Genomic DNA, 22106 nt, shown 5'->3' with positions numbered 1-22106 from the left:
TTAGAGTTCGTTTGTACTAAAAGATATGGCTGAGAAACGTAATATATTTCTAGTTGGCCCCATGGGGGCTGGCAAAAGCACGATTGGTCGTCACATCGCTGACCAATTACACCTTGAATTTGTCGATTCTGATCAAGAAATCGAACGCCGTACCGGTGCAGATATTGCCTGGGTGTTTGATCTTGAGGGTGAAGAAGGCTTTAGACTTCGTGAAGAGTCTGTTATTGGCGACTTAACCGAAATGCAAGGTATTGTACTTGCAACCGGTGGTGGTTCAGTAATGAGTAAAGAAGTTCGAAACAAGCTTTCGGCTCGTGGTATCGTTGTATACCTAGAGACACCTATAGAAAAGCAAGTTGCACGCACGCAACGCGACAAGCGTCGCCCATTACTGCAAACTGAAGAAGCACCTCGTAATGTACTAGAGCGCTTAGCAGAAGAACGCGAGCCACTATACAAAGAAGTTGCCGATTTTGTTGTACGCACCGATGAGCAAAGCGCTAAAGTTGTTGCTAACCAAATCATCGAGAAATTAGATTTTTAAAAACCAATAATAAAGGAAATAACAAAGCATGCTTGAATTAACTGTTAATTTGGACGAGCGAAGTTATCCTATTTTTATTGGTCAATCTGCACTTCAAGATAATGGCCGCCTTGTTCACCACATTGGTGATTGTCGGCCTATCATTATCACTAACGACACAGTTGCGCCTTTATATTTACAAGGACTGCTTGATTCGTTAGCTGATCTAGACCCTCTTTCTTTTGTCATTCCAGATGGTGAGCAATACAAGTCGCTTGAATGGTTTGAGAAAATATCTGCTTTTTTATTGCAAAATAATTGCGGCCGAGACACATGCTTAATTGCACTAGGTGGCGGCGTTATTGGCGATTTAACAGGTTTTGTTGCTGCATGTTATCAGCGCGGTGTACCGTTTATTCAAATTCCGACCACGGTACTATCACAAGTTGACTCCTCTGTAGGGGGCAAAACAGCGGTTAATCACCCACTGGGTAAAAACATGATTGGGGCGTTTTATCAGCCGCAAGCGGTTTTTATTGATACTAATTCACTTCACACTTTACCGGCGCGCGAATTTGCAGCGGGTATGGCCGAAGTTATTAAGTATGGTTTAATTTACGATACCGAGCTATTTGCTTTTATTGAGCAAAATGTAGAAAAGCTACAGCAACTAGATGAAGCAAGTTTGCAGCATATTATTTATAGATGTTGTGAAATTAAAGCGCTTATCGTGGCGCAAGATGAAAAAGAAAATGGCCTTCGTGCATTACTCAACTTAGGGCATACCTTTGCGCATGCAATTGAAGCGCAAATGGGGTACGGTGTATGGCTACATGGCGAGGCTGTTGCTACCGGAATGGTACTTGCTGCTAAATTAGCGCATACACGCGGTGATTTATCGCAAACTGAGGTAGATAGAATTGTAACGCTACTTAAGCTTTATAATTTACCGACTGAGATCCCAAGTGAAATGACTGCTGAGCAGTTTTTAATGCATATGCGTAAAGACAAAAAAAATAAAAAAGGCACTATCCGCTTTATTTTACCTACTCAATTTGGTCAATGCGCATTGGTAGATGACGTATCAGACGACCAAGTTAGAGCGTTAATCGAGCAATAATGCAGGCGCAAATTTTACCAAGCCGTGCGGCGTTGGTGGATAGAATCGCTCTGCAATTTGAATACGGGCAAAACTTAATTGTATTACTAGGCACCTCTGGCCTAGGCAAAAGTTATATGCTCGAAACCTTCATCACCGACAAATACAACAGTTTTAATAAAGCATTTGTACAAGTAAGTGCCAGTGTAAATGATGTATCACTGATGAGTGATATATTAGAGCAAAGCTTTAACTCTCCGCTGATTGACCACGATTTATCGTTAAGTGAAAACTTTTACCACCTGTTGCAGCAGCAACCGTGTGAGGCCTGTTTGTGGGTGCTCGATAATGCAAGGCACCTATCTGAAGAGCTATTACAAGAGTTAGAGTTACTTGCCAAAAACAGCCCTGTAACGCTTTATATCATGCTAGCTTCGCAATCAAAGCTAGCTATTAATAATGCCGTTGAAATTTACTTAGAGCCTTTATCTGCACATGAATCTAAACAGCTAATGAGCTGGTATTTTCCTAATTTACCGTACGATGAAGACCCCGTATTTAGCGCATTTTTAAAAGAAGCGAATGGCAACCCCAGCTTATTATTAGCATGGCAACCAACGGAGCATGTGGCTGATATTGTAAAAAAAGATAAAGTGTCGTGGCGAGTACACTTAATCTCGTTGTTAATTATAATTATGCTACTTATCATTGGTTTGCTGTATAAAAATGATATGACCCAGTGGTGGCAAACGTACTATCAAAATCAACAAAGCCAGGACATAGATACCGCTATTCCTGCTTCTAAAATTACCGCTATCCCAAGCGCGGATAAAGAAGTCAGTAATGCTAATTCTGATATATCAAAAGCGGATTTGCCTTTAGAGCCGGTCAGCGATAAATCACAAGCTAATGTAGCGCCCCATAAAAACGATGTACCGGCGATAATGCAAAGCCTAACGCGTGAGGCTCAACAAAGCGCTCAAAGTGAGCAAAGTGAGGCGTTACCACAAAGCTTAAACACTCCTGAGGCTATTGAGCCAATCGAAAGTGACGATAAAGAAAGCCCGCAGCCTAAAACCTCAAATAACGTATCAGATAACGCTTGGTATTTAGCACAGCCAGATAATAATACAACTGTGCAGCTGCTAGCCGTTACACAGGAAAAAATCACCCGTGAGTTTATTATTCAACATAATTTAAGCCAGCGCGCTAAGGTATATCAAACTAAGCGAAATAATAAAGTGTGGTGGGTGGTTACTATTGGCAGTTATGCATCACTCGCTGATGCTAAAAGTGCGTTGTCTGCCTTGTCGAGTGCGCTTAGAAAGAACAAGCCTTTTTATAAAAAAATCAGCAAAATAAAACAAGAAATTGCACGACTTGATCAGTAAACTGACTCACTTTAGTGTAAAATCGCGCTACAGCAGATTGAAGTTAAGAACCAATGCAACAAAAGAGTAGAGCCTTCCTTAAATGGGCTGGCGGTAAATACAGCCTAGTTGAAGATATTAATGCACGTTTATCTCAAGCCAGCAAACACGCTGAAACCTTGGTAGAACCTTTTGTAGGTGCAGGCTCGGTATTTTTAAATAGTAATTTTAAACACTATTTACTCAATGACATCAATGCTGATTTAATTAACTTATACAAAGAGCTCAAGCGCTCGCCTGATGAGTTTATAAGTGACTCTAAAAAACTATTTGTTGATTTAAATAACCACCCAGACGCTTACTACGAATACCGTGTACAGTTTAATAAAAGCAATGATGTATATGAGCGCGCAATGCTCTTTTTATACATGAATCGCCATGGTTACAATGGGCTGTGTAGGTATAATCTCAAAGGCATTTTTAACGTGCCATTTGGTAAATATAAAAAGCCTTATTTTCCAGAAAAAGAAATGTACTTTTTTGCCGAAAAAGCACAAAAAGCCACATTTACCTGCCTAAGCTACGATGATGTGTTTAAGCTTGTGCCAAACAATGCGGTTATTTATTGCGATCCGCCTTATGTGCCGTTAAGTAAAACAGCGTCGTTTACCTCTTATGCTAAAGGCGGGTTTAATTTAGACGATCAAGCAAACTTGGCAAACTTAGCCGAGCAAGCTGCGTTTGAAAACAATACCCCAGTGCTTATATCTAACCACGATACCGTGTGGACGCGAAAAATTTATAGCCAAGCTACACTTGGTAAAATTCAGGTAAAACGTACTATCAGCCCTAAAGGTGGATCACGCAACAAGGTCGACGAACTAATGGCTATGTATTTAGCACCCAAGCAACCACTGCGTAAATTGTCACTACAAAAATAACAAAAAACAGCACAGCTAAAGCAATAATAAAAAGAGGGGAGTGTTGTTGGAAGTCGGCTTGGCGTTTGTGCTCTGATTGCACACCAAAAAATGCTGCTAGCACACTTTGCAACGCGCTAATAAAGTGCAGCATTATTTAAAATAGAGGTTTTATTGAAGGCGTATTCTTAGCGTCTTCTGAGCTAGTTAATAGCTCTAATAAATCTAAATAATGAAACTGCGCACTGCGGCTATCGCCTGTTAGCCACGAAAACCACGATGAGTCTTCTTCTACTTTCGCACACGTTAAGGTGTTTGAAGTGTTTTTACTACTTGCCTGATGCTGACAATTGCTAACTAAGCTTAAATCTTGCTCAGAACTTGGCGCAAAACTAAATGCTCCAATAAATAACAATGCCGACGCAATTAAGATCCCTGTTTTAAATGCACGCATAATATTAGCCTAAAATTAAGTTACTCCTTTAATAATAACAAAAGCTGTATAAATAACAAACTAATATTTATCTGTAATAGCTAAGGCCTGTTGAAACTTGCGAGTTAAAGTGTGTTCTCAAGCTAAGAGTTTTTAAATCGCGACCCGAGGGTTGTAATCGAGTGGGCACAATAACTGCTCTTACGTAAACTAATAACTTGTATCATGTAAGCATGGCTTGTGTATCCTACTCATGGCCTTACCAAAAATTAAACATGCTGCCTAAAACTCAACCACTAAAGCTCAACACGCCCTAAAGCTTTTTATAAATAAATACTTATATATTTAAATCGATATTTTTAGTTATGCCTAATTTACAGTGTATTACTTGGGAAACCTTAGCATTTACGGTACATTAAGGCATACTTTACTGATTGACGGATTACTATGTTAAACCCTGAACAAAAATACTTAATTGCGCCTTCTATTTTGTCAGCCGATTTTGCAAAATTAGGCGAAGATGTGGATAAAGTACTCGCTGCAGGCGCTGATGTAGTACATTTTGATGTCATGGATAATCACTACGTGCCTAATCTCACTATTGGGCCTATGGTGTGTAAAGCGCTTAGAGATTACGGTGTAACAGCACCTATAGATGTGCACCTAATGGTAAAACCAGTCGATAGTATAATCCCTTTGTTTGCAGAGGCCGGCGCATCAATAATTACTTTTCACCCTGAGGCCAGCGAGCATATAGACCGCACCATACAGCTCATTAAAGACCATGGTTGTAAAGCAGGCTTAGTATTTAACCCTGCCACTAGCCTTAGCTACCTTGATCACGTTATTGATAAGCTAGATACTATTTTATTAATGTCGGTAAACCCAGGCTTTGGCGGCCAAAGCTTTATTCCCCACACCCTTGAAAAACTAGCTCAAGCAAAGCAGCGTATAGTTGAGTCGGGTCGTGATATTCGCCTAGAAGTAGATGGTGGTATTAAGGTTGATAACATAGCCGCAGCAGCGCAAGCTGGTGCCGATATGTTTGTAGCAGGGTCTGCTATTTTTAATGAGCCTGATTACAAGGTTGTTATTGATCAAATGCGTGAGCAGTTAGGAAACGTAAAGTAATGAAATATGATGTAGCTTTGTTCGACCTTGACGGCACACTTGTTGATAGCGTTTACGATTTATACCTAGCAGTAAACTTAACACTGAGTGATTTAGCGTTTCCTATTGTTAGCCAAAGCTTGGTTGAAAGCTGGATAGGCAACGGCATCGAAACCTTAGTAAAGCGTGCACTCAGCGGTGATATGCAAATTAGCGAACATTTAGATGAAGCGCTTAGTGCAAAAGCCATTGCCTTATTTTACCAACATTATGAGCAGCTAGTGGGCAAGTATAGTGTGTTGTATCAGCATGTAGAAACAGGGCTCAGTGCTTTGCGGGGCATGCCAATAGCACTTGTTACTAATAAGGCGCGCCTATTTACCGAGCTACTACTTGATAAGCTTTCCCTTACCAGTCACTTTGAAGTGATAGTGTGTGGAGACGATATGGCTAAAAAGCCTTCACCAGCGCCTTTACTGTATGCATGTAAAAAGCTGAATGTTGAGCCGAGTAAGGCTATTATGATTGGCGATTCAAAAAGCGATATATTGGCAGCACATGCCGCTAAAATTGATGTAATAGCGGTGGATTATGGTTATAACCAAGGCGAAAATCTTGAGGATTATAATCCACAGTACCTATGCGATAACTTCTTAGATATAATACCAACACTAACACAGCGTTAAAATTTTTAATTAACTAAACAGTAAAGGAAAATCATGAGTAAACCAGTAGTTTTAAGTGGCATTCAGCCAACCGGTGGTATGACAATAGGCAACTATGTTGGCGCTATTAACCAGTGGCTAAAGCTACAGGAAGACCACGAAAGTTTCTTTATGCTTGTTGATTTACACGCGATTACTGTTCGCCAAGAGCCTGAACTTCTTCGCTCTCGTGTATTAGATGGTATAGCGTTATATGCGGCATGTGGCATAGACCCTGAAAAATCGGCCTTATTTGTACAGTCGCAAGTGCCAGAACACGCGCAGTTAGCATGGGTGCTAAATTGTTACGCACAAATGGGCGAGCTTAACCGCATGACTCAGTTTAAAGACAAGTCATCTAAGCATGCTAACAATGTAAACGTCGGTTTATTCTCGTACCCAGTATTGCAAGCAGCGGATATTTTATTATATCAAGCTGACCAAGTACCGGTAGGGGATGACCAAAAGCAGCACTTAGAGTTAACGCGTGATATAGCGACACGCTTTAATAATTTATACGGTGACGTATTTAAGGTACCAGAGCCATATATTCCCGAATTTGGCGCACGCGTAATGAGCCTTCAAGATCCGCTCAAAAAAATGTCTAAGTCTGACGAAAACCCTAATGGCTACATCATGCTATTAGATGAGCCTAAAAAGATTGAGAAAAAGCTTAAAAAAGCAGTAACCGATTCAGACGAGCAAGCGCGTATTTACTTTGACCGTACTGAAAAGCCAGGCGTTTCTAATTTACTTACTTTATTAAGCGTAGCCACTAAGCGCTCAATTGAAGACTTAGTGCCAGAGTATGAAGATAAAATGTATGGTCACCTGAAAAAAGACACAGCCGATGCAGTTGTTAGCATGATTGAGCCAATCCAAGCACGTTTTAAAGAGATCAGAGAAGATCAAAACCTACTTGATAGCATCATGAAATCAGGCGCAGAAAAAGCCAGTGTACGTGCAGAAAAAACTCTTAAATCGGTTTACGATGCACTAGGGTTTATTCCTCGTACATAAATTGTTTTATTAGGGCGTGTTGATCTTTGCGGATTGAAATTTGTTCAATCTAGGGCGATTAAATCGCGGCGCGAGGTTTGTAACCTAGTGGGCTAAGTAAAAACCGAGCAAAGCTTCCGCGTCCTGCTCACGCCCCTTACCTACATCCATGTAGGCAACAAAGAGTTTATCGCCCCTAGGCAGAACCCGAAGGGCAGCGCATGTTTGGCATTTATGCTGCGTTATCGCCTATTTATGGGGAGTAACCACATTTCATAGGCTCTGCCTTGCCTAAAAACCAAACATACTGCTGCAAATTCAACCATCAAAGATCAACACGCCCTAGTATAAGCAAATAAAAATGCCGCTAAATTTAGCGGCATTTTTTTATAACTTCTAATACTTCATTCATCACTTAAAAAAGCCATAATTTATTAGCTAGTGGACTTAAACGCAGGAGATTCGCAGGCTTTTACAATAAAAGAATAGCCATAAGGCATAGTTTCATTTGGCGTAATCTCTACTATTTCGTAATCGTTCAACTCTACCACTTTGCTATTTTTGGCTTTTTTACACCTTGAGTATTCATCCGCTTCGTAATTAAATGCAAACATCGCTATAAGGTGTTTACTACGCCCAAAATAACCTTCAGTAGCAACAAATGAACTTGCAGATTCGGCGAATTCATTTATTTCTTCTGCTTTTGGCGAGCTGGGTTGAGTTTTTGTTTCCTGTTTAGCCAGCCTTTCATTTAGGTTGACCATAGCATGCCCCTTCACTTCAGGAGAGTCACTAGCCAGCTCTCTTCCAAAATAGAAACCGTTTTCTATATCTGATAGAAATGTTGCTTCATCCCTATCGTCCAATAATGGATAGAGGGTACTTAAAGTTATGAAGGCTAATATTAATCTAATAGATGCGGTAAGTAAGGGAGAGTAGCTTTGACTTATATATTTAATGCTTTGCGATCCAAATGGCTTTATAAGTAACAGCATTATGATATAAAAGGGTAAAATAAATTGAAATATTAGTAATGTACAGAGTGTAATTCCTAATGCCCAAATGGGTAAATATATCAAAGTTGCAAAATTGTGTGTGTAGCTCATGTTTGCAGCTGATACGTGAGTTACATCGTTAACAATGCTGCTTGCATTTGCCAAAACAAAATTAGCAATGGTTGCATAAAAAACCAAAATTAAAGCTTTGCCTGCTAAAGAGTGCCATAGTTTATTAAACTTTGGCCAAAATTCAATTACCAAGGCAGTCATTGTTAAAAGCGCGCAAAGTGACCAGGATTTAAAGAAAATCACAGATATAAGCGCTGCTAAGTAAAGCTTTTGCGCGGTGCTAAGGCTAAACCATATGGGTTTAATATGCTTATCAATATCAGCTTTAAGAGGCTGCAATTTTTTTTGCAGCTGTTTAAATAGCCTACTGGCTCGCCATTTTATAATTTTATAACGCCTTAACACCGACTTTCCTTATCGTATGAGGTAATAAACCCCAGTTAGTTTAATAGGGGCTTTAGGTAATGCCCAGTATGCGAGCGTTCACATTCGGCTACTTCTTCAGGCGTGCCTGCAATGAGTATTTCACCGCCGCCAGCGCCCCCTTCAGGGCCTAAATCAACCACCCAGTCTGCGGTTTTAACCACATCTAAGTTATGCTCAATTACCACAATGGTATTACCATGATCGCGCAGGCGATGTAATACCACAAGTAGCTGTTCAATATCGGCAAAGTGAAGGCCGGTTGTTGGCTCATCAAGTATATACAGTGTTTTACCTGTATCGCGTTTAGAAAGCTCACGAGCCAGTTTTACACGTTGTGCTTCACCACCAGAGAGCGTGGTAGCAGCTTGCCCTAGGCGAATATACGATAAACCTACGTCCATTAGCGTTTTAAGTTTACGCGCTATTGCAGGTATTTTATCAAAGTAGTCGTGCGCGTCTTCAACGGTCATTTCGAGCACTTGGTGAATGTTTTTACCTTTGTATTGCACTTCTAAGGTTTCGCGGTTATAGCGCGCGCCCTTACATACATCACACGGTACATATACATCAGGTAAAAAGTGCATTTCTACTTTAATTACACCATCCCCTTGGCAAGCTTCACAGCGCCCGCCTTTTACGTTAAAGCTAAAGCGACCTACTTTATAGCCGCGAGAGCGGGCTTCTTGTGTCCCTGCAAATAACTCACGAATACCGGTAAAAATACCTGTGTAGGTTGCAGGGTTTGAGCGCGGTGTGCGTCCAATTGGGCTTTGGTCAATATCAATCACTTTGTCAAAATGATCAAGGCCACTAATTGACTTGTAAGGCGCGGCTTCTGCTGTGGTCGCGCCGTTAAGCTCAGTATGCGCAAGCTTAAAGAGTGTATCGTTAATGAGCGTTGATTTACCTGAGCCCGATACCCCTGTAATACAGGTTAATAAGCCAAATGGAATTTTTAAGTCTACATTTTTTAGGTTATTACCTGTGGCACCAAATAGCTCAAGCCATTTGTCGCTGGTTGGGTTACGCTCTTGTGGCACTTCTATTTTGCGTACGCCTGATAAAAACTGGCCAGTTACTGAGTCTTTAGTGGCTAAAATATCGTCACGTGTACCTTGTGCAATAATGTGTCCGCCGTGTACACCCGCACCTGGGCCAATATCAATAATGTGATCGGCTGCGCGAATCGCGTCTTCGTCGTGCTCAACAACAATAACGGTATTACCTAAGTCGCGTAAATGTACCAATGTTTGTAATAAACGGTCGTTATCGCGCTGGTGTAAACCAATTGATGGTTCATCCAGTACGTACATTACGCCTACAAGGCCTGCACCTATTTGGCTGGCTAAACGAATACGCTGGGCTTCACCACCGGAGAGGGTATCGGCACTGCGCTCAAGCGATAAGTAATTAAGTCCTACATTAATTAAAAACGATAAGCGGTCGCGAATTTCTTTCAGGATTTTTTCAGCTATTTGAGCTTTTTGGCCTGTTAGTGATAGCCTTTCAAAAAAGTCCATCGCTTCGCCAATACTCATAGTCGTAATAGCAGGTAGGTTTGTTTGACCTATAAATACGTGGCGTGCTTCTTGGCGTAAACGCGAGCCATGACAACTAGGACACGCTTGGCTAGTTTGATATTTAGCGAGCTCTTCACGCACCGAGTTTGACTCAGTTTCGCGATAGCGACGGTTCATGTTGTTTAACACGCCTTCAAACTCGTGGTTGCGTGTTATTAAATCGCCTCTGTCGTTACGGTAGTTAAAGGCTATTTTTGTTTGCCCTGAGCCCTCTAAAATAATTTTTTGCGATTCTTTAGCCAGCTTTTCAAATGGCACATCTAAATCAAAGTTATAGTGCTCGGCGACCGCCTGTAGCATTTGAAAATAATAAAAGCTGCGTTTATCCCATCCTTTAATAGCACCGCCGGCAAGGCTGAGCTCTGGGTTATGTACCACACGGTTAGGATCAAAATATTGGCGTACGCCTAAACCATCACAGCTTTGACACGCACCGGCAGGGTTATTAAACGAAAATAAGCGCGGTTCTAATTCGGTCATTGCGTAGCCACAGGTAGGGCAGGCAAAATTTGCCGAGAACAGCATTTCTTCTATCGTGCTGTCGTCCATGTAGGCTACATTTGCCACACCGCCTGACATCTCTAGTGCGGTTTCGAACGACTCTGCTAAACGCTGCTGTTGGCCATCTTTTACTTTAAAGCGGTCAACCACCACTTCAATAGTGTGTTTTTTATGAAGCTCAAGCGTTGGTGGATCTGATAAGTCGCATACTTCGCCGTCTATACGAGCGCGAATGTAGCCTTGGCTTGCAAGTTGCTCAAGTAATTTAACGTGCTCACCTTTACGATCTTTAACCACTGGCGCTAAAAGCATCAGCTTAGTGCCCTCTGGCAGTGCTAAAACGGTATCAACCATTTGGCTAATTGTTTGAGCTGCAAGCGGTAAGTCGTGGGTTGGGCAGCGTGGTTCGCCCACGCGGGCAAACATTAAACGCAAGTAATCGTATATTTCGGTAATGGTACCCACTGTTGAGCGAGGATTGTGCGATGTAGATTTTTGCTCAATAGAAATGGCGGGAGAGAGGCCTTCAATATGATCAACGTCAGGCTTTTCCATTAACGATAAAAATTGCCTTGCGTAGGCAGAAAGTGACTCAACATAACGACGCTGTCCTTCTGCATATAAAGTATCAAATGCCAGTGATGACTTTCCCGAACCAGATAGGCCTGTGATAACAATTAATTTATCACGTGGGATGGTTAGGCTGATGTCTTTTAAATTGTGCGTACGGGCGCCTCGGACTTCAATGTTTTCCATGCTATCTCGTTTATTACCAAAATTATTTGTCCAGTATCGCATAATACGAAACATTATTAATCAATGATCAACGAAAAAATCCTTACTTATAGGCGATTAATTATTGCCAAGCTTGTGGTAGAATCCCAGCCTAAATTTTTCATATCGTAAGAATACGCAGATAATGACCGCATCTTCACTTAATTCACGAGAAAAGCGCGCCGCTGTATCGCTGGCGAGTGTGTTTGCATTTAGAATGCTCGGCTTGTTTATGCTGATGCCTGTATTGGCTATTTATGGCCAATCGCTTGATGGTTTTTCGCCTATGTGGATAGGATTTGCTATTGGCGCGTATGGCTTAACGCAAGCGGTATTGCAAATTCCTATGGGGCGTTTGTCAGATAAAATAGGCCGTAAAAAAGTCATTGTTGGTGGCTTAGTTGTGTTTGCATTGGGCTCTGTTATTGCAGCCCTTGCTGAATCTATTCAAATGGTTACAGTGGGCCGTGCACTACAAGGTATGGGCGCTATAGCCAGTGCGCTGCTTGCTTTTGCCAGCGACCTAAGCCGCGACGAACAGCGCCCTAAAGTAATGGCGGTGATTGGTATGAGCATAGGCATGAGCTTTGCTTTTGCTATGTTACTTGGGCCTATTGTTGCCGCGTCGTGGGGTGTAGCGGGAGTATTCTGGTTAACAGCAATACTTGCCGTGTTCGGTATTGGTATTATTTTATTTCTAGTGCCAAACGCAGTAAACAAAGCGCCCAAAGGCGATACCTTGGCAAGCTTTAGTGATATTAAAAAGCTTATTAAGCATCCGCAATTATCGCGCTTAAATGCAGGCGTATTACTGCTACATTTAACGCTAACCACTATTTTTGTGGTACTGCCGAGCCAACTAATAAAAGATGGCTTAGTGGCAAACCATCATTGGTATTTATATATTCCAGTATTGCTGTTAGCGTTTATTTTAATGGTCCCTATTATGATTATTGCCATTAAAAAAGAAAAAGAAAAACAGGCGTTTATTGGCTCAGTAGCACTGCTTTCTATTAGTATGCTTGCTATGTCTATTTGGGTGAATAGCGTGGTTGGCATTGCCATTTGTATGCTGCTTTATTTTGTAGCATTTAATTTTTTAGAAGCCACTATGCCTGCGCTTGTATCGCGTATTGCGCCCGCTAGCCAAAAAGGTTCGGCAATGGGTGGGTATTCGTCTAGCCAGTTTTTGGGGGCTTTTTTAGGTGGTATTTTAGGGGGTTATGTTGCCCAAACTACAAGTACGCAAGCTGTGTTTGCGGCAGCGGCACTTGTTGGGTTAATATGGCTTATTATTGCGTGGAAAATGCAAGTCCCACCGAAAAGTAAAGTTATTAGTTTAATGACCAATTTAAGTTCTGAAGAGCAAGCTCAAGCACTTGCTTCTCAGCTAGTTGCTTTACCTGGCGTAATAGAAGCAACAGTAGTACGCGACGAAAGCCGCAGCTATTTAAAGATTAATGATAAAGAATTTGACCTAGACCAAGCACGTAAAGTAGCTGGTTTAATCTAACGTTTATAGGAGAAGGTTCCATGGCACGCGGTGTGAACAAAGTAATTTTGGTTGGTAATTTAGGACAAGATCCTGAAGTTCGTTACATGCCTAATGGCAATGGTGTAGCAAATATTACCTTAGCAACGTCAGACAGCTATAAAGACAAAAACACTGGCCAAATGGTTGATAAAACTGAATGGCACCGTGTAGTGTTTTTTGGCAAGCTAGCTGAAATTGTTGGTGAGTACTGCCGTAAAGGCTCGCAGATTTACGTTGAAGGTAAACTTCAAACACGTAAATGGACCGACCAACAAGGCCAAGAAAAATACACAACAGAAATCGTTGTTGATGGCTTTACGGGTCAAATGCAAATGCTAGGCGCACGCGGTGGCGATCAGCAAGGTGGTGGTTATCAAGGTAATCAAGGCGGCCAGCAAGGTGGCGGTTACCAAAATAATCAACAAGGCGGTGGCTATGGTCAAAACAACCAAGCTCAAAACAGCCAGCAAGGTGGTTATGCGCCACAGCAACAAGCTGCACCAGCACAACGCCCAGCTGCAGCACCTGCTCCACAGCAAAATAACCAATACCAACAATCAAACAACAGTGGCTTTGCTCCTGGGCAAAGTAATGCGCCACAGCAGCAAGGTGGTTTTGCACCTAAGCCGCAAAACGCCCCTCAGGGCGGTGCATCAAATCCTATGGAACCAACAATAGATTTTGATGACGACATTCCGTTTTAATTTCTGATACAAGCAGAAATGTTGAAAAATAATATTAAAAGCCGCTATTAAGCGGCTTTTTTGTAACTACACGCTTTAGCACAAAAGGCACTGTTTCTATCTACCATTTAACGCCTTAAAGTCACTCAAAACGTGCTATTAGCGCCTTTTTATAGGCTAAAAATTGTATGGCACATATAACTAAAAAGCAGCCTGAGTAAGTGACTAACTGAGCAACTGGCTCGGGGCGAACAAAATATTCATGTAACAGCGCCCCAATTAACGTACCCGCCAATAAAACATACGCAACATAGATAAACAGTGCTTTTTGCTTTTCATTTTTAATAAACAAAAGAGTAAGCATCATTAAACCCACTACCAACTCCAGTAAACCAACGCTATACATATAAATTTTAGCGTTAACGGGCAGTACCTGCGCAAAGTAGCTAAAGGTTTTAACGCTTACTTGCGCTGCTAATAATTTTGCCAGGGCAAACTTAAACATAAAAAGCGCACTGGCTAAATTTAAAAGATTACTAAATAAGTTTTTCATGAAAGCTTATGCCTTAATAAAGCAGCCGTAAGGTAATAAACGCCACGGCTGCAATTTAAATGGTTACACAACAGTGCCGCGAATAGGGTAGTTATTTTGCTCTTTAATAAACTTTAGGCCTCTTACAACCACGTCTAACTCAGGGCGTAAATACGGGGCATTAGAAATATTTACAGCTTGCAATATCCCTTGCTCATTTACGACAAACATAGCGGGCTCTGCAAAGTTGTGGTCGGTTTCTTGCTTAGAGCGAGGTGAGGAAATATACAGCCCAAGTTGTTTCATTTGCTGCTGTGTTAAACCATAAGCTATAGGAAAGCTAACCGCGAGCGTGTCCATGCTTTGTGTTAGCTGTGCGCGGCTATCTGCAGAAACAGCACAAACGCTCACCCCAAGTGCCTTTAATGCGGGTAATTGCGCTTCTAGTAAATTTAAGTAACGCATACAAAGCGGGCAATGCTTGCCTTTGTATACCACGAGCATTTGCCACTCGGCGCCAGCGTGCGGCTTACTTAGATCTGCGGTTGTACCATCGAGTAAGTGTGCGGTAACTGTTGGAAATGAATTACCGGCTATTAATTTAAATGACTCTGACATAAAAACCTCTTTTATACTGATTGTGAATGATTTTTTTTAACAAATAAGTACAGCGCAGTGAGTGCACATAAGCTGATACAGCTAATAAAAATATTGCGTGTGCCTCCGGGGATATATTCAACAAACGATGTTAAAAATTGCCCAGAAAAAACAGCCATTGTGAAATAAGAGAGGTTACGGCCGCGAACAGAGACTGCGCTACGCTCTACGGTCATATGGTTTAATAGTGGGATGCTAAAACCAAAGCCAATACCGCTAAACACAGCGCCTATTACCAATAAGGCTGTACCCGTTTGTAAAAAGAAAGCAAATGATGCCCCATAGCCTATAAATGCCAGCGCAAGTACTTTTTGCTCGCCCATTTTTTTAGTTAACTGAGGCATAAAATGTGCCCCAACAACAGCCACTAACGAGATGAAAGAGAGTAAAAACCCTACTTGTTCTTCATTATAATTTTGCGCATGCATTGTGCTGGGCAGTAAAACAATTGCGCTAAAAAACGTGATCATTGCAAGCACAGCCAGCGAATACACATGCTTAAGAGACAAGCCTTTATTTGATATTACGTGCTCTTGTGTTGCTTGTGCCTCTTGTGCTTGAGGGTGATTACGCGGCACAAAAAGTAGCAACATGGCTAAAAATACCCAAGAAATAAGGTACAACGATAATGGTAAAGCCCAATGCTGCACAGCAAGTAGGCCACCTATAAATAGAAATATAACGCCACCGAGCTCTATTGCCATGCCTTGCTTAGCAAGCATGCCTAGGCGCGCTTTACCAAAGTACCACTGTGATATTAAAACGGTACAACCGGCCATAACAATTGAGGTAACACCGCCAAGCAAAATACGGTTAGCAAAAACCAACAACGGCCCTTGTAACCAATACACGCTTGCACCTAAAAAGCCGTATAAAAATAAGCCAATAATTAATGAACGGTAAGCGCCATATTTATCAATTAATTTACCTGCAATAGGCGCAAATATAACAGCCCCTAAAGCCGGTAAGGTCACTAAAAATACCGCACTGTCAGCAACATTTAGGGCTGTTGATATACTGATTAAACCAGGTGCAACCAATGCACCCACCATGATTGTTAAGCAAGCTATACACAGCAACGTGTAGCTTCCTGCGTTATTGAGTTTATTCATAAGTATTCTCTGTTTTTAAATGGGGCAACTAAGGGGTACTTACGCTTAGTTGCAAGGAGTTAATGGCGGTTATTTTTTTGCAAGAGAGTTAAAAGCAGCGCTGATGGTAATTAACACTACACTAAGGACGACTACGCCAGGCCACTGGTACAAAGCAAAGGCTTTCACACCAATAATTGAGCCAAAGGCGCCGCCTAAGTAGTAGCCGAGCATGTAAACACCATTAATACGGCTTTGTGCGCTTGGGTCTATGCTAAATACGCGGACTTGATTGGCTACTTGTGCGCTAAAAATAGCGAAGTCGATTAAAATAATACCGATAATTAGGGCTATTAGGTTTCCTAAAAAAACGCCTGTAATAGCAAAACCAATTGCGGCAAGTGTGAGTACTACCATGACTAATTTTTTAGAGCCCAACGCATTGACCCACTTACCCGAAGACTTAGCCCCTATTACGCCAGCTAATGCGATGATGCCAAATAATCCGGCCTCTTGGGCACTGTAGTTAAAAGGTGCATCACTGACATAAATAGCTAAAGTAGCCCACAGTACATTAAAAGCAGCAAACCAAAGCGCGCCAGTTAAAGTAAACACTTGTAGTGGTTTGTGCTGTTTAAATAACGCCACTGTACTTTTAAGTAGCGGCCAGTAACGTAAGCTAGTGTGTGGTTTATTTAGAGGTAAAAAGAGCCTAAGTAGTACACCAAATAGCGCAGCTAATATTGCAGACATAACAAATACACCACGCCAACCAAAGTGCTCTCCTACAAAGCCGCTTAACGTGCGTGAAAGTAAAATACCAATGGTTAGGCCCATCATTAAGGTGCCCAATGTCGCCCCTTTATTTTCAGCAGATACAAGTGATGCCGCAAAAGGGATTAATTGCTGGGTAATGTTGGCACTTACCCCTATTAAAAATACCGACATTAATAACAGCGGTAAGTTAGGTGTAAACACGGCAAAACTACATGCAATAACAAGTAAGCCCGATAAAATGCTTATTAAGCGTCGACGCGCAATAGAATCCCCCAGCGGCGAGATAAACAATAGGGCAAAAGCGTAACCAAATTGAGTAAATGCGGGAATGCTACCGAGTTGTGAATCCGTTAAATTAAACTCGTTACCAATCAGGGGTAAAATTGGCTGGCTGTAATATAGGTTTGCAGCGGTTGCTGCAATGGCGGTTGTCATCAACAATAAAATAAAGCGACTTAATGAGGCGCTTTGCGTTACCTGGGTCATTTTGCTCTCCAACATTAAAAGGTAGGCGAATGATAGAGGGAGAAGCTTGATGTTAGAAATGTTTAAATTTGATGGAATCTATACAAATAACGTATAGTTGTTGCTATACCTCTCATACAGAGCAAATTTGAGTCGCACATGGATATAAAAATATTAAAAAGTTTTATTGCAGTGGCTAAGCACCTGAGCTTTTCAGAAGCGGCTCAAGAGCTACATACAGTTCAACCCGCTATAAGTCGCCATATTTCTTCGTTAGAAGAGCAGCTAGGTGTTAGCTTGTTTACCCGTAACTCTCGGGAGGTGTCGATCACGCAAGCGGGAGAGCAGTTAGTTAAAGATGCCACTGCAATTTTAGCGCTTACAGAGCGGGCTAAAAATAAGGTTAAACTGGTCGATAGCGGGCAGTTAGGCTCGCTGAGTATTGCGTATTTAAGCTCTGCGTGTTTAACATTTTTAGCCAAATTAATCCGAACGTATAAGTCGCAGTTTCCTAATGTTCACGTTACCTTGCTAGAAATGACCGCGACCGAGCAAATAGAGGCCCTTAAAAACGAACGGGTAGATGTTGCATTTTCTCGGCCGTTACCAAGCACCATAGCCGATGAGTTTATAAGTGAAACTATGTACGTTGACCGCCTCGTAGCGGTGGTCAACAAAAATCATCCCTTTGCATCAACGCAAACTATTGATTTGAAAACCCTTAAAAATGAGCCGTTTATTCTTTTTAATCGCGACGAAGCCTTAGGGTTGTTTGATGAAATTATTACTCGTTGCAAGCGCGCTGGCTTTTCACCTAACATTATTAGTCAACCAAGGCATATGCAAACCTTAGTAACAGAGGTTGCCGCTGGTTTAGGGTTAGCTATAGCGCCTTATTGTGTAAGTAAATTATATAGCGAGGGTTGCCATTTTATAGAGTTAGAAAAGGTCGACACACAAATTTATTTGCAGCTGCAATACAAGCAAATTAACAGCAGCGCTACCACGCAAGCGTTTGTAGAAATGGCACTTAATGCCCAAGCAGAAATTCAGCTTAGCATGCGTAATTGAGTTGGCTTTATAAAAGCGCTTTTAGCTAACTTATGCGCCGCAATAATTAGCGAGGCGTAAATGCGTAACACACAACAGTGCCTTCGTAATTTACATCTCATTTAATTGATTTATAAATAGTTAACACCTACTCTAGAGGTACTAATTACTTCAAGCAACTATGAGAAACATGAAAGCCCTTATTTTATTTTTATTTCTTGTTTTTCAATTTGCCAGTTTGCCGGTAAGCGCTCAACCGGATTCTAAAATTACCAATGTCTTATTTATCAATTCTACCAACCAACATATGCCTTGGCATAAAAGTGTTGAAGAGGGCTTAAATAGCGAGCTATCAACACGGACTTTTGACTATGAGCTTTTTGTTGAAAACATTGATGTAGGGCGCTTTGATGAGGCCACTCAAAAGCAATTAATGAGCGACTACCTTAAGCAAAAATATAAAAATAAGCACATAGATATTGTTGTCACTCTATCACCCTCAGCAGCCACGTTAATATCGCAATTGAATGATTTTTTTACTAGCACGCCAAAAATTTATATTGAGCCTGGCGAGCAGTTTAGGCTACCGGTAAACACTAACAATGCATTAATGCAGGCTAAGTTAGACTACAAGCAAGCAACCGCCAGCGCGGTTAATTTAATGAAACCTAAAAAGCTCATTGTCATCTTGGATACTAAAAATGAAATAGGTATAAACTTTTATACAGGGCTGTTCAATATTATCAGCCAAGATTTTTCGTATTTAGAGATTGAGCAATGGTTTGATCTTCCGACTGCTGAACTGATGAAAAAAGTAAAAAATGCGCCTTCAGACGCCATTATTTTATTTACCCCTATATTTAGAAATTACGAAAATAAGTCGATTAGCCCGTATCAGCTCGTCAGCTTACTCGCTCAGCATAGTAACGCCCCCATTTTTAGCTACTGGGAAGTTTTATTGGGCTCAGGTGTAGTGGGTGGTTATGTTTTATCAGGTGAGAAAATAGGTAAACGCGTGGGTGAAGCTATTATTTCTTACAGTGAAAATAACGTGTTACCTACTATAAGCGATGAAAATTTAAGTGTTCATAAATACGATTGGCGACAGCTAAAAAAATATAATGTTGCCCCGCAAAGCCTGCCAGAAAAATCGATTATTGCTTATTACAAGCCGAGTTACTTTGAACAAAATAAAGTGTTAATTTACAGCGCTGCCATTACTATTTTTGTATTGAGCGCTTTTTTAGTGTTTGTATTACGGTTAAACCGCCGCCGCATTCAGCTTGTAAACGCGCTTGACGAAGAAAAGCTACGACTTGAGTCGCGTGTAGAGCAACGCACTAAAGAGCTATTACAAGCTAAAGAAGAAGCAGAGCAACTTACCTCGTCAAAATCTGAATTTTTAGCCAATATGAGTCACGAGATCAGAACCCCAATGAGTGGCATTATAGGGCTGACAAATATTTTATTGGGCAAAAACTTACCTGAAGAAGATAAACAGTATTTAGAAAAAATAAAGTACTCGTCAGATCAATTGCTTGTGGTTATTAATGACATTTTAGATTTTTCAAAAACCGAGTCAGGAAATATCAAACTCGAGGCCTTTGCATTTTCGTTAAACGCGGTTGTCGATTATATAACGACCACATTTGAAAATAGGGCGCGGAGTAAAGGTATTGCGTTTGAGATTAATATTAGCGATAACGTGAAACATAACTTAGTTGGCGATGTGGTGCGTATAAACCAAGTATTAATTAACTTGTGCTCTAACGCGATTAAGTTTACCTCTAAAGGGGCTGTTTCGGTGCAAATAGACGCAGAAGAAGCCCCCAATGACGCCAAAAGTGTTGTTTTACGCTTTAGTGTTAAAGACACCGGCATTGGTATTGATGCAAAAAGCTTACCTAACTTGTTTGAGTCATTTACTCAGGCCGACAGCTCTACAACCCGAAAATACGGGGGGACAGGGTTAGGCTTAGCCATTAGTAAACGTTTATGCCAAGCAATGGGTGGCGATATTTCTGTAAGCAGTACGCAAGGTGAAGGCAGTGAGTTTATTGCTACCATAAACGTTGAGGTAAACACCCAAGCATTAATAGAAGACAGCCCGCAGTTATCATTTGCTGAACCATTTGATGTATTACTAATAGATGATAACGAAGATGATTTAAGCTTAATTAAAAGTCAGCTTAGTGCAATGGGACTGCGTTGTACGCCTTGCACGCAGGCAAGTGATGCAATAGAGATAATTAAAGTAAATATAAACACTTATAAAATTATTATTGTTGATTGTGAAATGCCGACCATGAGCAGTGAAACGTTTTTTACCCGCGTTTACAAAGTAAACCCACAGCTTTGCAACAATATTATTGTACTTACAGCAAGCAAAGATGACGCAATTTACGACATAGCTAAAAAAATAAACATTAAAACTATTTTGCATAAGCCTGTGCTTACCAGCGTGTTATTTGAAGCGATGAAAAGCAAAGTGGTTAGCCCTTCTACAAGTAATACCCATAAACCTGCCACCGAAAAGCCACTGCAAGGGGTAAAAATACTCGTTGTGGAAGATAACGCCATAAACAGGTTAATTGTATCTGATATATTAGCCGCCAGTGGGGCGCAAGTGCACGTAGTAGAAAATGGCTTAGAATGCATACAAACCGTAAAATTAGAAACGTTTGATATTATTTTAATGGATATTCATATGCCCATTATGGACGGTGTAGAAGCGACTAAAGTAATACGCAGTGATAGCAATACTGCGCTTGCCTCTATGCCTATCATTGCGTTAACTGCAAACGTAATGAAAGATGATATTACTCACTACCTATCTATTGGTATGAATGCACATGTTGCTAAACCAATAAAAGCTAAAACATTACGCGATACAATAATTAGCTGCTTAAATAAATAAACTTATCAATTACCTACCTTTAATAGCAGGCTTTAACGCCTGCAACGTTAAAAAACCAAACGCAAAATTTATATAAATAGGGTTTGACTCACACCTTTTAATATGTGAAATTTCATATATTCGTTTTTTCATATGTATTTAGTTCGCTATAGAACTACAAGGTTAAGGATTATGAGTAAATCAATTGAACACGAGCTACCTAATTTAGAACTTTCACAAAGCATTCCTCCTACCGTTAAGGATTTCACGCTAACGTTTTCATCTCATAAACCTAAAATTTTATTGTTATACGGATCGTTAAGAGCTCGCTCATATAGCAAGTTAGTTATAGAAGAAAGTGCACGCTTGCTAACCCACTTTGGTGCTGAGGTTAAAATATTTAACCCTGAAGGTTTACCCATAACAGATAGTGAAGATGAGACGCACCCTAAGGTGCAAGAGCTACGTGATTTAATGCTCTGGTCTGAAGGGCAAGTATGGTGCTCGCCGGAGCGACACGGTGCTATGACGAGTGTATTTAAAAACCAAATTGATTGGGTTCCATTAAACCTTGGTGGGGTAAGGCCTACACAAGGTAAAACGCTGGCTGTGCTGCAGGTTTGTGGTGGTTCACAGTCATTTAATGTGGTTAATCAGTTACGCGTATTAGGGCGCTGGATGCGCATGGTAACAATACCTAATCAGTCATCGGTGCCTAAAGCGTTTTTAGAATTTGAAGAGAATGGCCGAATGAAGCCTTCCGCTTTTTACAATCGAATTGTGGATGTAATGGAAGAGCTCGTAAAATTTACCTTATTAATGCGCGACCAAAAAGATTACTTTGTTGATAGATACTCTGAGCGAGTAGAAACAGCTGAGCAGCTCAGTAAACGCGTAAATCAAAAAGACATTTAG

General features: G+C 41.0%; 20 protein-coding genes. 12 read left to right on the top strand and 8 right to left on the bottom strand.

Translation table 11 applies throughout. The features are described 5' to 3' along the window. Positions 1 to 25: 25 nt before the first annotated feature. From aroK to PSH50_RS09585, 4 genes are read left to right on the top strand one after another with little or no spacing between them, the layout of a single operon-like run. The gene (gene aroK, locus PSH50_RS09600) at positions 26 to 544 is read left to right on the top strand and encodes a shikimate kinase AroK (protein ID WP_004589350.1); all 519 of its coding nucleotides are present in this window, start codon (positions 26 to 28) and stop codon (positions 542 to 544) included. A gap of 28 nt (positions 545 to 572) precedes the next feature. Continuing rightward, on the top strand, positions 573 to 1643 hold the full coding sequence (gene aroB / locus PSH50_RS09595) for a 3-dehydroquinate synthase (protein WP_024032528.1): 1071 nt from the start codon (positions 573 to 575) through the stop codon (positions 1641 to 1643). Then, complete coding sequence (locus PSH50_RS09590) at positions 1643 to 3013, top strand: AAA family ATPase (protein WP_273586630.1); 1371 nt, start codon at positions 1643 to 1645, stop codon at positions 3011 to 3013. Before aroB ends, PSH50_RS09590 begins: the two co-directional genes overlap by 1 nt. A gap of 53 nt (positions 3014 to 3066) precedes the next feature. Then, positions 3067 to 3933, top strand: a complete 867-nt coding sequence (locus PSH50_RS09585) for a Dam family site-specific DNA-(adenine-N6)-methyltransferase (RefSeq protein ID WP_004589353.1) — start codon at positions 3067 to 3069, stop codon at positions 3931 to 3933. Here PSH50_RS09585 and PSH50_RS09580 read toward each other — a convergent pair. Both PSH50_RS09580 and PSH50_RS09575 read right to left on the bottom strand, forming a co-directional pair. Continuing rightward, positions 3881 to 4066: a DUF2970 domain-containing protein gene (locus tag PSH50_RS09580; RefSeq protein WP_024032525.1), complete on the bottom strand. Its 186-nt coding sequence runs from the start codon at positions 4064 to 4066 to the stop codon at positions 3881 to 3883. The genes PSH50_RS09585 and PSH50_RS09580 overlap by 53 nt on opposite strands. Before the next feature lie 3 nt (positions 4067 to 4069). After that, on the bottom strand, positions 4070 to 4366 hold the full coding sequence (locus PSH50_RS09575; RefSeq protein WP_064386247.1) for a hypothetical protein: 297 nt from the start codon (positions 4364 to 4366) through the stop codon (positions 4070 to 4072). A gap of 426 nt (positions 4367 to 4792) precedes the next feature. Here PSH50_RS09575 and rpe point away from each other — a divergent pair, with 426 nt between their 5' ends. From rpe to trpS, 3 genes are read left to right on the top strand one after another with little or no spacing between them, the layout of a single operon-like run. Then, positions 4793 to 5476, top strand: coding sequence for a ribulose-phosphate 3-epimerase (rpe, locus tag PSH50_RS09570; protein ID WP_054982922.1), 684 nt, complete (start codon positions 4793 to 4795; stop codon positions 5474 to 5476). Beyond that, positions 5476 to 6141, top strand: a complete 666-nt coding sequence (locus PSH50_RS09565) for a phosphoglycolate phosphatase (RefSeq protein WP_273586631.1) — start codon at positions 5476 to 5478, stop codon at positions 6139 to 6141. Before rpe ends, PSH50_RS09565 begins: the two co-directional genes overlap by 1 nt. A gap of 33 nt (positions 6142 to 6174) precedes the next feature. Next, positions 6175 to 7179, top strand: coding sequence for a tryptophan--tRNA ligase (trpS, locus tag PSH50_RS09560; RefSeq protein ID WP_273586632.1), 1005 nt, complete (start codon positions 6175 to 6177; stop codon positions 7177 to 7179). A 413-nt stretch (positions 7180 to 7592) separates the two neighbouring features. Here trpS and PSH50_RS09555 read toward each other — a convergent pair whose 3' ends face one another. Together PSH50_RS09555 and uvrA are read right to left on the bottom strand one after the other, a co-directional pair. Next, a complete protein-coding gene (locus tag PSH50_RS09555) occupies positions 7593 to 8630 on the bottom strand; it encodes a hypothetical protein (protein ID WP_248462161.1) in 1038 nt (345 codons plus the stop codon). 35 nt (positions 8631 to 8665) lie between these two features. Beyond that, the gene (gene uvrA, locus PSH50_RS09550; RefSeq protein ID WP_273586633.1) at positions 8666 to 11488 is read right to left on the bottom strand and encodes an excinuclease ABC subunit UvrA; all 2823 of its coding nucleotides are present in this window, start codon (positions 11486 to 11488) and stop codon (positions 8666 to 8668) included. A 163-nt stretch (positions 11489 to 11651) separates the two neighbouring features. On the opposite strand from uvrA, the gene PSH50_RS09545 reads away from it, so the two are divergent. Continuing rightward, positions 11652 to 13019, top strand: coding sequence for an MFS transporter (locus tag PSH50_RS09545; protein WP_054982921.1), 1368 nt, complete (start codon positions 11652 to 11654; stop codon positions 13017 to 13019). Between the two features lie 20 nt (positions 13020 to 13039). After that, positions 13040 to 13744: a single-stranded DNA-binding protein gene (gene ssb / locus PSH50_RS09540; RefSeq protein ID WP_024032519.1), complete on the top strand. Its 705-nt coding sequence runs from the start codon at positions 13040 to 13042 to the stop codon at positions 13742 to 13744. 121 nt (positions 13745 to 13865) lie between these two features. Here ssb and PSH50_RS09535 read toward each other — a convergent pair whose 3' ends face one another. The 4 genes from PSH50_RS09535 to PSH50_RS09520 form a co-directional block, all read right to left on the bottom strand. Then, positions 13866 to 14276, bottom strand: coding sequence for a hypothetical protein (locus PSH50_RS09535; RefSeq protein ID WP_273586646.1), 411 nt, complete (start codon positions 14274 to 14276; stop codon positions 13866 to 13868). A 63-nt stretch (positions 14277 to 14339) separates the two neighbouring features. Further along, a complete protein-coding gene (locus PSH50_RS09530; protein WP_273586647.1) occupies positions 14340 to 14873 on the bottom strand; it encodes a redoxin domain-containing protein in 534 nt (177 codons plus the stop codon). Positions 14874 to 14884: 11 nt separating this feature from the next. After that, positions 14885 to 16024 carry an MFS transporter gene (locus tag PSH50_RS09525; protein ID WP_273586648.1) on the bottom strand — a complete coding sequence of 380 codons (1140 nt, stop codon included), beginning with the start codon at positions 16022 to 16024 and terminating at the stop codon, positions 14885 to 14887. Positions 16025 to 16093: 69 nt separating this feature from the next. Further along, the gene (locus PSH50_RS09520) at positions 16094 to 17266 is read right to left on the bottom strand and encodes an MFS transporter (protein ID WP_273586649.1); all 1173 of its coding nucleotides are present in this window, start codon (positions 17264 to 17266) and stop codon (positions 16094 to 16096) included. A 138-nt stretch (positions 17267 to 17404) separates the two neighbouring features. On the opposite strand from PSH50_RS09520, the gene PSH50_RS09515 reads away from it, so the two are divergent. The 3 genes from PSH50_RS09515 (at position 17405) to arsH (ending at position 22106) form a co-directional block, all read left to right on the top strand. Then, positions 17405 to 18316, top strand: a complete 912-nt coding sequence (locus PSH50_RS09515; RefSeq protein WP_273586650.1) for a LysR family transcriptional regulator — start codon at positions 17405 to 17407, stop codon at positions 18314 to 18316. Between the two features lie 169 nt (positions 18317 to 18485). Then, positions 18486 to 21212, top strand: coding sequence for a response regulator (locus PSH50_RS09510; RefSeq protein ID WP_273586651.1), 2727 nt, complete (start codon positions 18486 to 18488; stop codon positions 21210 to 21212). Between the two features lie 171 nt (positions 21213 to 21383). Next, positions 21384 to 22106, top strand: coding sequence for an arsenical resistance protein ArsH (arsH, locus tag PSH50_RS09505; protein ID WP_273586652.1), 723 nt, complete (start codon positions 21384 to 21386; stop codon positions 22104 to 22106).

The organism is Pseudoalteromonas sp. Angola-7 (assembly GCF_028599255.1).
Taxonomy (GTDB): domain Bacteria; phylum Pseudomonadota; class Gammaproteobacteria; order Enterobacterales; family Alteromonadaceae; genus Pseudoalteromonas; species Pseudoalteromonas atlantica.
The sequence above is the reverse complement of the archived record's forward strand: the minus strand, read 5'-3'. Positions and strand labels throughout refer to the sequence as shown.

Excerpts from the sequence above, each read along its gene's own strand:
- PSH50_RS09545 (WP_054982921.1), top strand. The coding sequence starts at position 11,652 with ATGACCGCATCTTCACTTAATTCACGAGAAAAGCGCGCCGCTGTATCG.
- uvrA (WP_273586633.1), bottom strand. The coding sequence starts at position 11,488 with ATGGAAAACATTGAAGTCCGAGGCGCCCGTACGCACAATTTAAAAGAC.
- rpe (WP_054982922.1), top strand. The coding sequence starts at position 4,793 with ATGTTAAACCCTGAACAAAAATACTTAATTGCGCCTTCTATTTTGTCA.
- PSH50_RS09585 (WP_004589353.1), top strand. The coding sequence starts at position 3,067 with ATGCAACAAAAGAGTAGAGCCTTCCTTAAATGGGCTGGCGGTAAATAC.
- PSH50_RS09510 (WP_273586651.1), top strand. The coding sequence starts at position 18,486 with ATGAAAGCCCTTATTTTATTTTTATTTCTTGTTTTTCAATTTGCCAGT.
- aroB (WP_024032528.1), top strand. The coding sequence starts at position 573 with ATGCTTGAATTAACTGTTAATTTGGACGAGCGAAGTTATCCTATTTTT.
- PSH50_RS09525 (WP_273586648.1), bottom strand. The coding sequence starts at position 16,024 with ATGAATAAACTCAATAACGCAGGAAGCTACACGTTGCTGTGTATAGCT.
- PSH50_RS09590 (WP_273586630.1), top strand. The coding sequence starts at position 1,643 with ATGCAGGCGCAAATTTTACCAAGCCGTGCGGCGTTGGTGGATAGAATC.
- PSH50_RS09565 (WP_273586631.1), top strand. The coding sequence starts at position 5,476 with ATGAAATATGATGTAGCTTTGTTCGACCTTGACGGCACACTTGTTGAT.
- PSH50_RS09575 (WP_064386247.1), bottom strand. The coding sequence starts at position 4,366 with ATGCGTGCATTTAAAACAGGGATCTTAATTGCGTCGGCATTGTTATTT.
- PSH50_RS09530 (WP_273586647.1), bottom strand. The coding sequence starts at position 14,873 with ATGTCAGAGTCATTTAAATTAATAGCCGGTAATTCATTTCCAACAGTT.
- PSH50_RS09580 (WP_024032525.1), bottom strand. The coding sequence starts at position 4,066 with ATGCTGCACTTTATTAGCGCGTTGCAAAGTGTGCTAGCAGCATTTTTT.
- PSH50_RS09520 (WP_273586649.1), bottom strand. The coding sequence starts at position 17,266 with ATGACCCAGGTAACGCAAAGCGCCTCATTAAGTCGCTTTATTTTATTG.
- PSH50_RS09535 (WP_273586646.1), bottom strand. The coding sequence starts at position 14,276 with ATGAAAAACTTATTTAGTAATCTTTTAAATTTAGCCAGTGCGCTTTTT.
- aroK (WP_004589350.1), top strand. The coding sequence starts at position 26 with ATGGCTGAGAAACGTAATATATTTCTAGTTGGCCCCATGGGGGCTGGC.
- arsH (WP_273586652.1), top strand. The coding sequence starts at position 21,384 with ATGAGTAAATCAATTGAACACGAGCTACCTAATTTAGAACTTTCACAA.
- PSH50_RS09515 (WP_273586650.1), top strand. The coding sequence starts at position 17,405 with ATGGATATAAAAATATTAAAAAGTTTTATTGCAGTGGCTAAGCACCTG.
- trpS (WP_273586632.1), top strand. The coding sequence starts at position 6,175 with ATGAGTAAACCAGTAGTTTTAAGTGGCATTCAGCCAACCGGTGGTATG.
- ssb (WP_024032519.1), top strand. The coding sequence starts at position 13,040 with ATGGCACGCGGTGTGAACAAAGTAATTTTGGTTGGTAATTTAGGACAA.